This window comes from Mycolicibacterium sp. MU0050 (assembly GCF_963378085.1).
GTDB lineage: Bacteria > Actinomycetota > Actinomycetes > Mycobacteriales > Mycobacteriaceae > Mycobacterium > Mycobacterium wendilense.
Genome location: NZ_OY726395.1, coordinates 4,386,040 through 4,399,036, shown reverse-complemented (window position 1 = coordinate 4,399,036; position 12,997 = coordinate 4,386,040). Strand labels below are relative to the sequence as shown.

Here is a 12,997-nt window from a genome sequence, read left to right as displayed (position 1 = left end):
GTGGATTCAGCGCCGGCCGAGTGGAAAATACTGGAGGACCAAGCGTTGCGCATCGGCAAGATCACCGTGGGTCCACTCGACGAGTGGGCACTGAAACCGGGCGTTGTCACCTCCTGGCACCCGACCGCGGCCTCGGCGGAGAAGGCACGGCAGGCGCCGGTCAGTGCGGTGCCGGTCAGCTTCATGCAGCACCAGCATCTGCGCAACTATTCGGAGCGAACCGCGGCGGGTCTGAACTTCTCCCGGCAGATCATCGCCAGCTGCGAAGTTGCCGGCCATTGCGACATCGCGGCCATGGACCACGCCGTGAACGCCTACCTGCGCCGGCACGACACCTTCCGCAGCTGGTTCGAGCGCACCGGCGAAGGAGAGTTCATCCGGCACGCGCTGGAGGACCCGGCCGACATCGAGTTCGTGCCGATCGACCACGGCAGCCTGAGCATCGACGAGATCCTGGCGCACGTCGTGGCCATCCCGAGTCCGCTGGAATGGGGGTGTTTCACCTTCGGGATCATCCAGAACGAGGACAATTTCACGTTTTTCGCCGCGATGGATCACGTGCACGGGGACGCGACGCTGATCGGCACCACCATGCTGGAAGCCAATGGCATGTATTCGGCGTTGAGCGGCACCGGTATGGCGCTGACGCTTCCCGAGGCCGGCAGTTTCGACGAATTCTGCATTCGTGAGCGCGAACGCACCGCGGACCTGACCACCGATTCGCCCGAAGTGCGGGCCTGGATCGAATTCGCCGAAAACAACGACGGGGGTTTTCCGGAATTCCCGTTGCCGCTGGGTGATCCGCAGGAAGCGACCCGCAGCGACATGACCACCGAATTCCTGTTGGACCCCGCGCAGACCGAACGCTTCGACGCCGCGTGCGGGGCGGCCGGGGCGCGGTTCGTCGGCGGGCTGTTCGCCTGCCTGGCGCAGGTGGAGCACGAGCTGACCGGCGCCCTGACCTACTACGGTCTGACCCCGCGGGATTCCCGCAACGCCACCGACAACTTCATGACGCAGGGATGGTTCACCGGGCTCATCCCGATCACCGTCCCGATCGGCGCCGCCTCCTTTGCCGAGGCGGCGTGGGCAGCGCAGGAATCGTTCGACGCGAATCTGAACATGGCGAAGGTCCCCTATTACCGGGTACTGGAATTGGCGCCGGAGTTGAACTGGCCGCAGCCGAACTTCCCGGTGTCGAATTTCTTCCACGGCGGCGCGGCGCCCCTGAACGCGGTGCTGGCCGCCGCAGATATGGGGCTGGCCAACAACATCGGCATCTATCCGGACGGACGTTTCTCCTATCAGCTGACCATTTACATATTCCGTTATGGCGAGGGCACGGCGATGGCGATCATGCACCCCGACAATTCGGTGGCCCGGAAATCGGTGTCCCGCTACCTGGCGGCAATGCGGTCGGTGGCCGCGCAGGTCGCCGACAGCGGGCACTGGGGGCGCGTCGCATAGCGTGAAGCGGCGAGGATGAGGGCGGTATGCGGCGGCTAGCTGGTTTCGTGGCGCGGTGGCCCTGGGTGGTCATCGGGGTCTGGGTCGCGATGGCGGTTGCCCTGCCGCTGTCGTTCCCGTCGCTGGCCACGATGGCCGAACGCAATCCGCTGGTCATCCTGCCCGAGGGTGCCCCCTCGAGCGTCACCGCCCGGAACATGGCCGAGGCGTTCCAGGAGGCCGGTTCGGACAACCTCCTGGTGGTCGCGTTCATCAACGAGGACGGTCTGCGGCCCGACGACGAAGCCACCTACCGCAAGGTGGTCGACGCGTTGCGCGACGACGACGACGGCGACGACGTGGTCGCGGTGCAGGACTTCGTCAGCACACCCCAGCTGCGCCAGTTCCTGACCAGCGAGGACAAGACGACCTGGGTGCTGCCGGTCAGCCTGACCGGCGAGCTGGGCACGCCCCGGGCCTACGAGGCGTTCAACCGGGCCGCCGACATCGTCACCCGGACCGTGGGCGACGCCGCGGCGCTGGGCGACAACCACGCCGCGAGCGGCAACCCGCTCGCGGTGTACGTCACCGGCCCCGCGGCCACCGTCGCCGACCTGACCGTTGCCGGCGAGCAGGACCGCCTGCCCATCGAGATCGCGATCGCTGTTCTGGTCCTCGGGGTCCTGCTGCTGGTGTACCGCAATCCGCGGACGATGATGCTGCCGCTGGTCACCATCGGCTCGTCGCTGATGATCGCGCAGGGCATGGTGGCCGGGTACTCGTATCTGACCGGCGCGGGCGTCTCCAACCAGTCCATCGTGTTTCTCAGCGCGATCATGGCCGGCGCCGGCACCGACTACGCGGTCTTCATGATCAGCCGCTACCACGACTATCTGCGCCGCGGCGCGGACTTCGACGAGGCCGTCACGTCGGCGATGATGTCGATCGGCAAGGTCATCACCGCTTCGGCCGCCATGGTGGGCATCACTTTCCTGGTCATGAACTTCGCCCAGATGGGCGTGTTCCGGACCGTCGGCGTCTCGGCCGCCATCGGCATCGGCGTGGCGTACCTGGCCGGGATGACGCTGCTGCCGGCCATCATGGTGCTGGCCGGCCCGCGCGGCTGGATCAGTCCGCGGCGCGAACTGACCTCGCGGTTCTGGCGGCGGTCCGGCATCCGCATCGTGCGCCGGCCGGTGCCGCACCTGGTCGGCAGCATCCTGGTGCTGGTGCTGCTGGCCGGTCTGGCCGTCGGGGCCGAGTTCAACTACGACGACCGGAAGGTCGTCGCGGCGTCGGCGCCGAGTTCGATCGGCTACGCGGCGCTGGAAGAACACTTCCCCATCAGCCAGTCGATCCCGCAGTACCTGCTGGTGCAGTCCGAGCGCGACCTGCGCACCCCGCAGGCGCTCGCGGACCTGGAGCAGATGGCCTCGCGGATCGCGCAGCTGCCGGACATCGCTCTGGTCAGCGGTGTCACCCGGCCGCTGGGGGAGGTGCCGCCGGAGTTCCGGGCCACCTTCCAGGCCGGCATCGTCGGCGCCCGTCTGGCCGAGGGGACGGCCATGATCGGCGAGCGCAGCGGCGACCTCCAGGAGCTCACGGCCGGCGCCAACACGCTGGCCGACAGCCTCGCCGACGTGCGCAGGCAGGTCAACGCCATCGCCCCCAGCCTGCAGACGCTGCTGGACGCGTTCACGTCGGTGCGGACCGACTACGGCGGCGACAAGCTGGTGCGCGACGTCGAGACCGCGGCCAAGCTGGTGCAGGCGGTCAACGAACTCGGTAACTCGATGGGCGTCAACTTCGCCACGGTGAAGGACATGTTCGGCTGGATCGGCCCGGTGCTGGCCGCACTCGACAACAACGCGGTGTGCGACGCCAATCCGTCCTGCCGCGACACCCGGATGCAGTTCCAGCGGCTCGTCGAGGCCCGCGACGACGGGCGTTTGGACCGGATCAACACCCTGGCCGGTCAACTCGAGGGGTTCGAGGACCGGCAAACGCTCGACGCGACGGTGACCAAGCTCAACCGCGCGCTCAACGACATCGTCAAGGCCACCAACGCGATGGGCCTGGACAGTCCGGGCGGCGCCCAGGCGGGCCTGCGAGACCTCCGGCAGGGGGCCGACCGGTTGGCCAGCGGCAGCCGGCAGGTGGCCGGCGGCGTCGACGAACTGGTCGAGCAGATCAAGGTGATGGCCGGCGGGCTCAGCCAGGCCTCGACGTTCCTGTTGACGATGCGGCACGACGCGGCGGCCGCCTCGATGGCGGGGTTCAACATTCCCGCGGAGGTGTTGAGCGCCAAGGAATTCCAGATGGCCGCCCAAGCGTTCATCTCCCCGGACGGGCACTCGGTGCGCTACCTGGTGCAGACCAAGCTCAATCCGTTCAGCTCGGCGGCCATGGACCAGGTCAACACCATCAACGACATCGCCCGCGGCGCCCAGCCCAACACCACGCTGGCCGATGCGTCGATCTCGATGGGCGGTTTCCCCGCGGCGCTGCGGGACACCCGCGACTACTACGAGCGCGACATCCGCTTCATCATCATCGTCACCCTGATCGTCGTGCTGTTGGTGCTGATGTTGTTGCTGCGGTCGCTGGTCGCGCCGTGGTACCTGGTCGGCACCGTGGTGCTGTCGTTCTTCGCCGCGATCGGCATCGGCGTGCTGGTGTTCCAGGTGATATTCGACCAGCAGTTGCATTGGAGCGTGGCCCCGTTGGCGTTCGTGGTGCTTGTCGCCGTGGGGGCGGACTACAACATGCTGTTCGTATCCCGACTGCGCGACGAGTCCGCCCACAGCGGGCGGTTCGGCGTCATCCGCACCCTGGGGTCCACCGGCGGGGTGATCACCGCGGCGGGTCTGATTTTCGCGGCCTCCATGGCCGGTCTGCTGTTCTCCAGCATCGGCCTCGTGGTCCAGGGCGGCTTCGTGATCGGCGTGGGAATCCTGTTGGATACCTTCGTGGTACGTACCATCACGGTGCCCGCCATCGCCACGCTGATCGGGCGGGCGAACTGGTGGCCGGCAAGACTCGGTCCGCGGGCGGAACCGCAGGAGCCGGTCGCCGCGGCCGCAGAAGGTCAGGAGCGCGAATGACATTGCGATCTCGGAGGACACGCTGAATCAGTTCGCGTCGACGTCGGCCGCGGCGTCCACCTCGTCGATCCTGTCGGTGTTGCACGGCCGCGCGGCCCTGCGCCCCGACGATGTCGGGTTCACCTTCACCGACTACGACCGCGACCCGGCCGGCGTCCGGGAGAGCCTGACCTGGTCGCAGCTGGCCCGCCGCACGCAGAATCTGGCGGCCGAGTTGCGCCGGCACGGGGACGTCGGGGATCGCGCGTTGATCCTGGCGCCGCAGGGACTCGAGTACATCCTGGCGTTCCTGGGCTCGTTGCAGGCCGGACTGGTGGCGGTGCCGCTGCCGCTGCCGCACCGCGGCTCGGGGCACGACCGCGTGGGGGCGGTCCTCGCCGACACCGCGCCGGCGGTGGTGCTGACCACCTCCGCGGCGGCCGACGACGTCGGGGACTTCGTCGCGCAGGCCGGATCGGGCGTGACGATCGTCGAGGTCGACGGGGTGGACCTCGACGCCGCCGTCGACACCGACCGGCTGCCGGTCGATCTGCCGAGCCTGGCCTACCTGCAGTACAGCTCCGGATCGACCCGAGCGCCCACCGGGGTGATGGTCTCGCACCGCAACCTGACGGTGAATTTCGATCAGTTGATGCGCGGCTTCTTCGGGCAGACCACGCTGTCCCCGGACACCACGCTGGTCTCGTGGCTGCCGTTCTACCACGACATGGGGCTGGTGCTCGGCGTCTGCGCCCCCATCCTGTGCGGTTACCGCGCCGAGCTGATGAGCCCGGTCGCGTTTCTGGAGCGCCCGGCCCGGTGGATGCGGGCGCTGGCCCAGAACCCGCACGCATGGTCGTCGGCGCCGAACTTCGCGTTCGATCTGGCGGCCCGCAAGATCAGCGACGAGGACCTGGCCGGCCTCGACCTCGGCGGCGTGCTGGGCATCATCAGCGGGGCCGAACGGGTGGAGCCGGCCACGCTGCACCGCTTCGTCGACCGGTTCGCGCACTTCAACTTCGCCGACCACATGATGCGGCCCGCGTACGGCCTGGCCGAAGCCACGGTGTACGTGGCGGCGGGCACCTGGGATGAGAACGCCCCGGCCGGGTACTTCGACGCGGCCGAACTGTCCGCCGGCCGGGTTCGACCGTGCCCGCCGGGGCGCGGCGGCGCCGCCGGGACGGTCACGAAGCTGGTCAGGTACCGCGTGCCGCAGTCGCCGCTGCTGCGGATCGTGGACGAGGCGACGCTGCGGGAAAGCCCGCCCGACCGGGTCGGCGAGATCTGGGTGCACGGCGAGAACGTGGCCGACGGCTACTGGGGCAAGCCGACGTCCGACGGCGGCTTCGGCGCGACGCTGGCCGAGCCGTCGCCGGGAACCCCGGCCGGACCGTGGCTGCGCACCGGCGATCTCGGGTTCCTGCACGACGGCGAGTTGTTCATCGTCGGCCGGATCAAGGACGTGCTGATCATCCGCGGCCGCAACTACTACCCCGAGGACATCGAGGCGACCGTGCAGGCGATCAGCGCGGGGCGCGTCGCGGCGATCTCGGTCCCGGTCGACGGCACCGAGGAACTCGTCGCCGTCGTCGAACTCAAGAAGCCGCCCACCCTCGACGACGAGACCCGCGCGCGGCTCGCCGCGATCAGGGGCGAGGTCACCGCCGCGGTCGCCAACGCCCACGGGCTGAGCGTCGCGGATCTGGTGTTGGTGCCGGCCGGCGCGATCCCCACCACCACGAGCGGAAAGATCCGGCGCGCTGCCTGCATCGAGCAGTACCGGCGGCGGGAGTTCGATCGGCTGGACGCCGATGCGGAGTAAGGTTCGCGGCAAGTGTGTTGGGCGAGTGATTGTGGGGCGTGGGCGGGCATGAGACGACTACTCGCATTCGGTACCGCGCTGACCACCGTCGGCGCCGTCGGGCTCTTCGGCCTGGGCAGCGCGGCGGCCGACGACGCGGTCGTCGATGCCGTCACCGATGCCCTCACCGAGCCCGTCGTGCCCGCCGGGCCGCCGCCGCTGGGCACCCCGGGCCGGGCGTATGCCCTCGGTGGCGCGCACGTCCTGGGCATCCCGTACGACGAATACATCATGCGCACCGGCGCGGACTGGTTCCCCGGACTCGACCGCCAGATCGTCGACTATCCCGCCGGGCAGGTGCAGGGGCACACGCTCGAGCGGCTCTTCCCGGGCATCGGCGCCTTCGGGGATCGCTTCATGCCCGGCCTCGGTCTCGACGGGCCCAGCGTCGGGGAATCGGTCGACGTGGGTACCCCGAACCTGATCGAGGCGATCCGCGCGGGCGGTCCCGGCACCGCGATCGGCCTGTCCGAGGGCGCGATGGTGCTCAACGACGTGCAGGCCAAGCTGGCCTACGACCCGGCCGCCCCGCCGCCGCACGAGCTCAGCTTCGCCATGTACGGGGACCCGGTGGCGCGGCACGCCTTCGGCGAGAGCTTCCTGACCCAGGTGTTCCCCGTCGGCAGCGTCGTCCCGTCGCTGGACTACCGCATCCCACCGCCGGTGGAAAGCCAGTACGACACCTACCAATTCGTCTCTGCCTACGACAGCATCGCCGACTGGCCGGACCGGCCGGACAACTGGATCTCGGTGGCCAACGCCATTGTCGGCCTGGCGACCGGTCACACTGCGGTCGCATTCACCGATCCGAGCATGGTGCCGCCGCAGAACATCCGCACGACCGTCAACTCGCGGGGCGCGAAGACCACGACGTATCTGATTCCCGAGGAGCATCTCCCGCTGGTGCTGCCGTTCAAGTACCTCGGCGTGCCGCAGGAGACGCTGATCGAACTCGACAGGGTGCTCAAGCCGTACGTGGACGCGGGCTACTCGCGTCACGACGACCCGTTGACCGCGCCGATCACGGTGGATCCGATCAACGGCTACGACCCCGCCGAGGTCACCGCGCCGGCCACGCAGGCCGCCTTCGGCGGCGCCGCCGATCCGGTGTCGCAGTTGCTGTCCGGGCTGCAGTACGTGCTGAACAACCAGCCCGTCGGCCCGCCCGGCTCCTGAGCCGTCTGAGCCGTCACAGGCCGGCGAAGCCGACCGCGAGCAGCAGGGCGCCGACGACGGCCAGCAGCGCCGACACCCCGACCCGGCCGCGCGAGCGCACCCAGTCGTAAAGCACCGCCAGCGTCGCGCGGGTGCGGTCGGGAGCGATCAGGTAGCACAGCAGCGGGATTTCCACGAGGGTGAACGCCACCACGTTGAAGGCCACCAGGGCGCCGAATTGCGTCGCCGCGGCAGCGCCGGAGGCGACGATGAGCGCCAGCGCGGCGATGTAGTCGATGGACGGCAGCGCGATGCCCAGGCCCGCGATGCCCGCCGTCCACAGCGAGCGGCCGTGGACCAGTCGCCGCGCGCGGGTCGCGAGCGGATCCAGTGCCCGCCGCAGCGGGCCCGGCGATCCCGATGCTTCGTTGTCCCGGCGGCCGCCCAGGACTCCCGCGGCCACCAACCCGGCGTTGGCCAGGATCACCGCCCCGACCCCGAGTTGCACCCTGGGCAGGGTGAAGTGCGCGGACCCCAGGGCCGGGCGGAGCACGAACAACACCACCAGGCCCACCGCGATGCCCATGACGAAACCCCCGGCCAGGAACGTCAGCAGTTGCAGGCCAGGCCGGGGCCGGTTGATCATCAGGACGGTCATCCCGATCCGGAACGGCTCCAGGCTGACGGCAACGGCCATCGCCAGGAGCGGAAACCACATGATTCAGATACGGTACCGTCCGCGGTCCCGGTGGTGGCGGTGTTCTGTCCAGTGGACCCGCGGTGGCCGGGACATTCCGGGACGTGTGAAGATGGGACGGCTATGAGCAGCACAGATTTGAGCCCCGCCTCGCTGCGGGAGGCCTTCGGACACTTTCCCTCCGGCGTGATCGCCATCGCGGCCGAGATCGACGGCACCCGCGTCGGGCTGGCGGCGAGCACCTTCGTGCCGGTCTCGCTGGATCCGCCGCTGGTGTCGTTCTGCGTGCAGAACTCGTCGAGCACCTGGCCCAAGCTGCAGGACCGCCCCGTGCTGGGCATCAGCGTGCTGGGCGAGGCCCACGACCAAGCCGCCAGGACGCTCGCGGCCAAGACCGGCGACCGCTTCGCCGGGCTGGAGACCACGTCCACCGAGGCCGGCGCCGTGTTCATCCACGGGACCAGCGTCTGGCTGGAGAGCTCGATCGAGCAGCTGGTGCCGGCCGGCGATCACACCATCGTGTTACTGCGGGTCAACCAGATCACCGTGCACGACGACGTCGCGCCGATCGTTTTCCACCGCAGCGCATTTCGCAAGCTCGGCGTGTAACCCGTCCAAGCTGGTGGGGCGGCCGCTTGCGGAGCGCTCAGGGGCGCGCCGCAAGCTCCTCGCGGTAGGTGTCGACGCGCTGTTCGAGTTCGTCCGCATCCTCGAGCCTGCCCTCCTTGCGGGCGAGCTGCGCGCGCAGCGATAGCTCACGGATCGCAGTGCGAATATCATTGACGCTGAGCATTTTTCCCATGACCATGGCGACGCCTTTCGCGTGATCGGCCGCTTTTCCCCGAGGGTACGCGGGATCGGAGATAAAGCCAGCCCGCAAAGAAGCGTCGAGCCTGTCGTTGCCGCCGGCACCGTCGAAACGGCTGGTTGGGCAATGACAGGCTCGACGATCCGGATCCCATGCGGGTGCCGGATCAGGGGATAAGACTCGTTACGCCGTACTCACTTTCGCCGACTGGGTTTGTCGGTTCCGCTCCTCACCTTCGCTGCGCTCAGGTTCGTCGCCGACTGGGTTGGTAGGTTCCGCTCCTCACCTTCGCTGCGCTCAGGTTCGTCGCCGGAACAACTTGTCGCCCAGCCACACGATCGGGTCGTACTTGCGGTCGGCGACGCGTTCCTTCATCGGGATGATGGCGTTGTCGGTGATCTTGATGTGCTCGGGGCAGACCTCGGTGCAGCACTTGGTGATGTTGCAGTACCCCAGGCCGGCCTCTTCCTGAGCCAACAGCTGGCGGTCCGCGGTGTCCAGCGGGTGCATGTCGAGTTCGGCGAGGCGGATGAAGTACCGGGGGCCGGCGAAGGCCTCCTTGTTCTCCTCGTGGTCGCGGATGACGTGACAGACGTTCTGGCACAGGAAACATTCGATGCACTTGCGGAACTCCTGGCTGCGCTGAATGTCCTCCTGCTGCATCCGGTACTCGCCGGGCTGCAGGTCCTTCGGCGGCGTGAACGACGGGATCTCGCGCGCCTTCTGGTAGTTGAACGACACGTCGGTCACCAGGTCGCGCATCACCGGGAAGGTCCGGATCGGCGTGACGGTGACGGTCTCCTCCGGGTCGAACGTCGACATCCGGGTCATGCACAGCAGGCGGGGTTTGCCGTTGATCTCCGCCGAACAGGAGCCGCACTTGCCGGCCTTGCAGTTCCACCGGACCGCCAGGTCCGGGGTCTGCGTGGCCTGCAGGCGATGGATGATGTCGAGCACCACCTCGCCGTCGTTGACCTCGACGGTGTAATCCTGCAGTTCGCCGCCGGTGTCATCTCCGCGCCAGACCCGCAGGCTTGCGTTGTAGGTAGCCATCTCAGCTTCTCCGTTCCGCGTGGTCGGCCAACTCGGCGTCGGTGTAGTACTTCTCGAGCTCGGACAGCTCGAACAGGTTCAGCAGGTCCGGCCGCATCGGCTCCTGCTCCTCGGCCGTCACCTCGACCTCCGGCACCACCGTCGTCGCGGCGTCGGTGGCCGGGCGCGTCCGGCACACCAACAACGTGTTGCGCCAGTTGGCGTCCATCTCCGGGTGGTCGTCGCGGGTGTGGCCGCCGCGGCTCTCGGTGCGCTGCAGCGCGGCCTTGGCGACGCACTCGCTGACCAGCAGCATGTTGCGCAGGTCGATGGCCAGATGCCAGCCGGGGTTGAACACCCGGCCGCCCTCCACCATGACGTTCTCGTAGCGCTTCTTGAGTTCCTGGAGCTTGGCCAGCGCCTCCTGGATCTCGTCCTCCTTGCGGATGATCCCCACGAGGTCGTTCATGGCCTGCTGCAGTTCCGCATGCAGCGTGTAGGGGTTCTCCGGGTTGTCGCGCTTCTCGAACGGGGCCAACGCCAGCTTGGTCGCGGCGTCGATCGACTCGTCGGTGACCGCCGGGCGATTCGACAGCTTCTGGACGTAGTCGGCGGCGCCCAGCCCGGCCCGTCGGCCGAAGACCAGCAGGTCGGAAAGTGAGTTGCCGCCCAGCCGGTTGGAGCCGTGCATGCCGCCCGAGCACTCCCCGGCGGCGAACAGCCCCGGGGTGCTCGCGCCACCGGTGTCGGGATCCACCTCGATGCCGCCCATCACGTAATGGCAGGTGGGTCCGACCTCCATCTCGTCCTTGGTGATGTCGACCTCGGCCAGCTCCATGAACTGGTGATACATCGACGGCAACCGCCGCTTGATCTCCTCGGTCGGCATCCGCGAGGCGATGTCGAGGTAGACGCCGCCGTGCGGCGAACCGCGGCCCGCCTTGACCTCGGAGTTGATCGCGCGGGCCACCTCGTCACGGGGCAGCAGGTCCGGGGTGCGGCGCGCCGAGTCGTTGTCCTTGAGCCACTGGTCGGCTTCTTCCTCGGTTTCGGCGTACTGGCCCTTGAACACCGAGGGGATGTAGTCGAACATGAACCGCTTGCCCTCGGAGTTCTTGAGCACCCCGCCGTCGCCGCGCACCCCCTCGGTGACGAGGATGCCCTTGACCGACAGCGGCCAGACCATGCCGGTCGGGTGGAACTGGATGAACTCCATGTTGATCAGTGCCGAACCCGCGCGCAGCGCCAGCGCGTGGCCGTCGCCGGTGTACTCCCAGGAGTTCGACGACACCTTGAACGACTTGCCGATTCCGCCGGTGGCCAGCACCACGGCCGGCGCCTCGAACAGGACGAAGTTGCCGGTCTCGCGCCAGTAACCGAATGCCCCGGCCACCGCGCCGTTGTCCAGGATCAGCTCGGTGATCGAGCACTCGTGGAAGACTTTGATGCGCGCCTCGTAGTCGCCGAGTTCGGCCTTGTCCTCCTGCTGCAGCGAGACGATCTTCTGCTGCAGCGTGCGGATGATCTCCAGTCCGGTGCGGTCGCCCACGTGGGCCAACCGAGGGTAGGTGTGGCCGCCGAAGTTGCGCTGGCTGATCCGGCCGTCCTTGGTGCGGTCGAACAGCGCGCCGTAGGTCTCGAGCTCCCACACCCGGTCCGGTGCTTCCTGCGCGTGCAGTTCAGCCATCCGCCAGTTGTTCAGGAACTTGCCGCCGCGCATGGTGTCACCGAAGTGCACCTGCCAGGAGTCCTTGGTGTTCACGTTGCGCATCGCCGCGGCGCAGCCGCCCTCGGCCATCACGGTGTGGGCCTTGCCGAACAGCGACTTGGTGACGACGGCTACCCGCAGGCCGCGTTCGCGCGCCTCGATGACCGCACGTAATCCCGCACCGCCGGCACCGATCACGACGACGTCGTATTGGTGCCGTTCCAGCTCAACCATGAAACCTCACTTGCCTTTTCGCATCGATGTTGCAGCCGAAGATAATTTTTGTCAGCCGATGATCGTCAGGTCGGTCATGCCGCGCGCCACCAACATGATGTAGAAGTCGGTGAGCATCAGCGTGCCCAGGGTGATCCAGGCGAACTCCATGTGCCGGGTGTTGATCTTCGACACCTGGGTCCAAATCCAGTACCGGATCGGGTGTTTCGAGAAATGCTTGAGTCGTCCGCCGGTGACGTGCCGGCAGGAGTGGCAGGACAGCGTGTAGACCCACAGCAACGTGATGTTGACGACCAGGATGATGTTGCCCAGGCCGATTCGGAACCCGGTCGGCGTGCTGAAGGCGAGAATCGCGTCGTAGGTGTTGACCAACGAAATCAACACGGCCGCATAGAAGAAGTAGCGGTGCGAGTTCTGGATGATCAGTGGCAGCCGGGTCTCGCCGGTGTACTTGGAGTGCGGTTCGGCGACCGCGCACGCCGTCGGCGACTGCCAGACCGAACGGTAGTAGGCCCGGCGGTAGTAGTAGCAGGTCACGCGGAACAGCAGCAGGAACGGAAGCGAGATCGCGGCGTAGGGCAGCCACCAGAACTCGGGGAGGAACTGACCGAAGTGGGAGGCCTCCGGGATGCAGGCGGTGCTCACGCACGGCGAGTAGAACGGCGTCAGGTAGTTGTACTCGGCGACGAAGTAGTCCTGCTTCATGAACGCGCGGACGGTGGCGTAGATGACGAACGCCGCCAGCCCGAGGTTGGTCAGGATCGGCGCCTTGAGCCAGAAGTCTGTCCGCAGGGTGCGGTACGGGATCTGGGCCCGGGTGGGCGAGAAGACGCCGGTCTTCGACCGGTCGGAGGTGGGCGCGCTCATGGCATCGGTTCCCTTCTTCGACGTCGAGCGTCGTTGGGCTCAGGAGGACGAGGGGTGCGTGGTGTGCGCACCCCCCGGTACTGACTGCTACTGCGGTGGGGTC

General features: G+C 67.9%; 10 protein-coding genes. 5 read left to right on the top strand and 5 right to left on the bottom strand.

What is annotated here, in order from left to right; genetic code table 11:
* Window positions 1-45 precede the first annotated feature (45 nt).
* From R2K23_RS21040 to pe, 4 genes are all read left to right on the top strand, one after another.
* Entirely contained in the window at window positions 46-1,467 is a 1,422-nt protein-coding gene (locus tag R2K23_RS21040; RefSeq protein ID WP_316517452.1) for a condensation domain-containing protein, read from the top strand.
* A 26-nt stretch (window positions 1,468-1,493) separates the two neighbouring features.
* Window positions 1,494-4,550 carry an MMPL/RND family transporter gene (locus R2K23_RS21035; protein WP_316512326.1) on the top strand — a complete coding sequence of 1,019 codons (3,057 nt, stop codon included), beginning with the start codon at window positions 1,494-1,496 and terminating at the stop codon, window positions 4,548-4,550.
* 76 nt (window positions 4,551-4,626) lie between these two features.
* Window positions 4,627-6,354 carry an AMP-binding protein gene (locus R2K23_RS21030; RefSeq protein WP_396892496.1) on the top strand — a complete coding sequence of 576 codons (1,728 nt, stop codon included), beginning with the start codon at window positions 4,627-4,629 and terminating at the stop codon, window positions 6,352-6,354.
* A 48-nt stretch (window positions 6,355-6,402) separates the two neighbouring features.
* Window positions 6,403-7,569, top strand: coding sequence for an acyltransferase PE (gene pe, locus R2K23_RS21025; RefSeq protein WP_316512324.1), 1,167 nt, complete (start codon window positions 6,403-6,405; stop codon window positions 7,567-7,569).
* 13 nt (window positions 7,570-7,582) lie between these two features.
* Here pe and R2K23_RS21020 read toward each other — a convergent pair whose 3' ends face one another.
* Entirely contained in the window at window positions 7,583-8,266 is a 684-nt protein-coding gene (locus R2K23_RS21020) for a GAP family protein (RefSeq protein WP_316512322.1), read from the bottom strand.
* A 102-nt stretch (window positions 8,267-8,368) separates the two neighbouring features.
* Here R2K23_RS21020 and R2K23_RS21015 point away from each other — a divergent pair, with 102 nt between their 5' ends.
* On the top strand, window positions 8,369-8,854 hold the full coding sequence (locus R2K23_RS21015; RefSeq protein ID WP_316512320.1) for a flavin reductase family protein: 486 nt from the start codon (window positions 8,369-8,371) through the stop codon (window positions 8,852-8,854).
* 37 nt (window positions 8,855-8,891) lie between these two features.
* On the opposite strand, the gene R2K23_RS21010 is transcribed toward R2K23_RS21015, so the two are convergent.
* The 4 genes from R2K23_RS21010 to R2K23_RS20995 all read right to left on the bottom strand — a co-directional run bounded on the left by R2K23_RS21010 (window position 8,892) and on the right by R2K23_RS20995 (window position 12,894).
* Window positions 8,892-9,053 (bottom strand): hypothetical protein, encoded by a 162-nt coding sequence (locus R2K23_RS21010; protein ID WP_316512318.1) that lies wholly within the window; start codon window positions 9,051-9,053, stop codon window positions 8,892-8,894.
* Between the two features lie 297 nt (window positions 9,054-9,350).
* Window positions 9,351-10,106, bottom strand: coding sequence for a succinate dehydrogenase/fumarate reductase iron-sulfur subunit (locus R2K23_RS21005; protein WP_316512316.1), 756 nt, complete (start codon window positions 10,104-10,106; stop codon window positions 9,351-9,353).
* Window position 10,107: 1 nt separating this feature from the next.
* Entirely contained in the window at window positions 10,108-12,027 is a 1,920-nt protein-coding gene (locus tag R2K23_RS21000; protein ID WP_316512315.1) for a fumarate reductase/succinate dehydrogenase flavoprotein subunit, read from the bottom strand.
* Between the two features lie 51 nt (window positions 12,028-12,078).
* Window positions 12,079-12,894, bottom strand: coding sequence for a hypothetical protein (locus tag R2K23_RS20995; RefSeq protein WP_316512314.1), 816 nt, complete (start codon window positions 12,892-12,894; stop codon window positions 12,079-12,081).
* Window positions 12,895-12,997 lie beyond the last annotated feature (103 nt).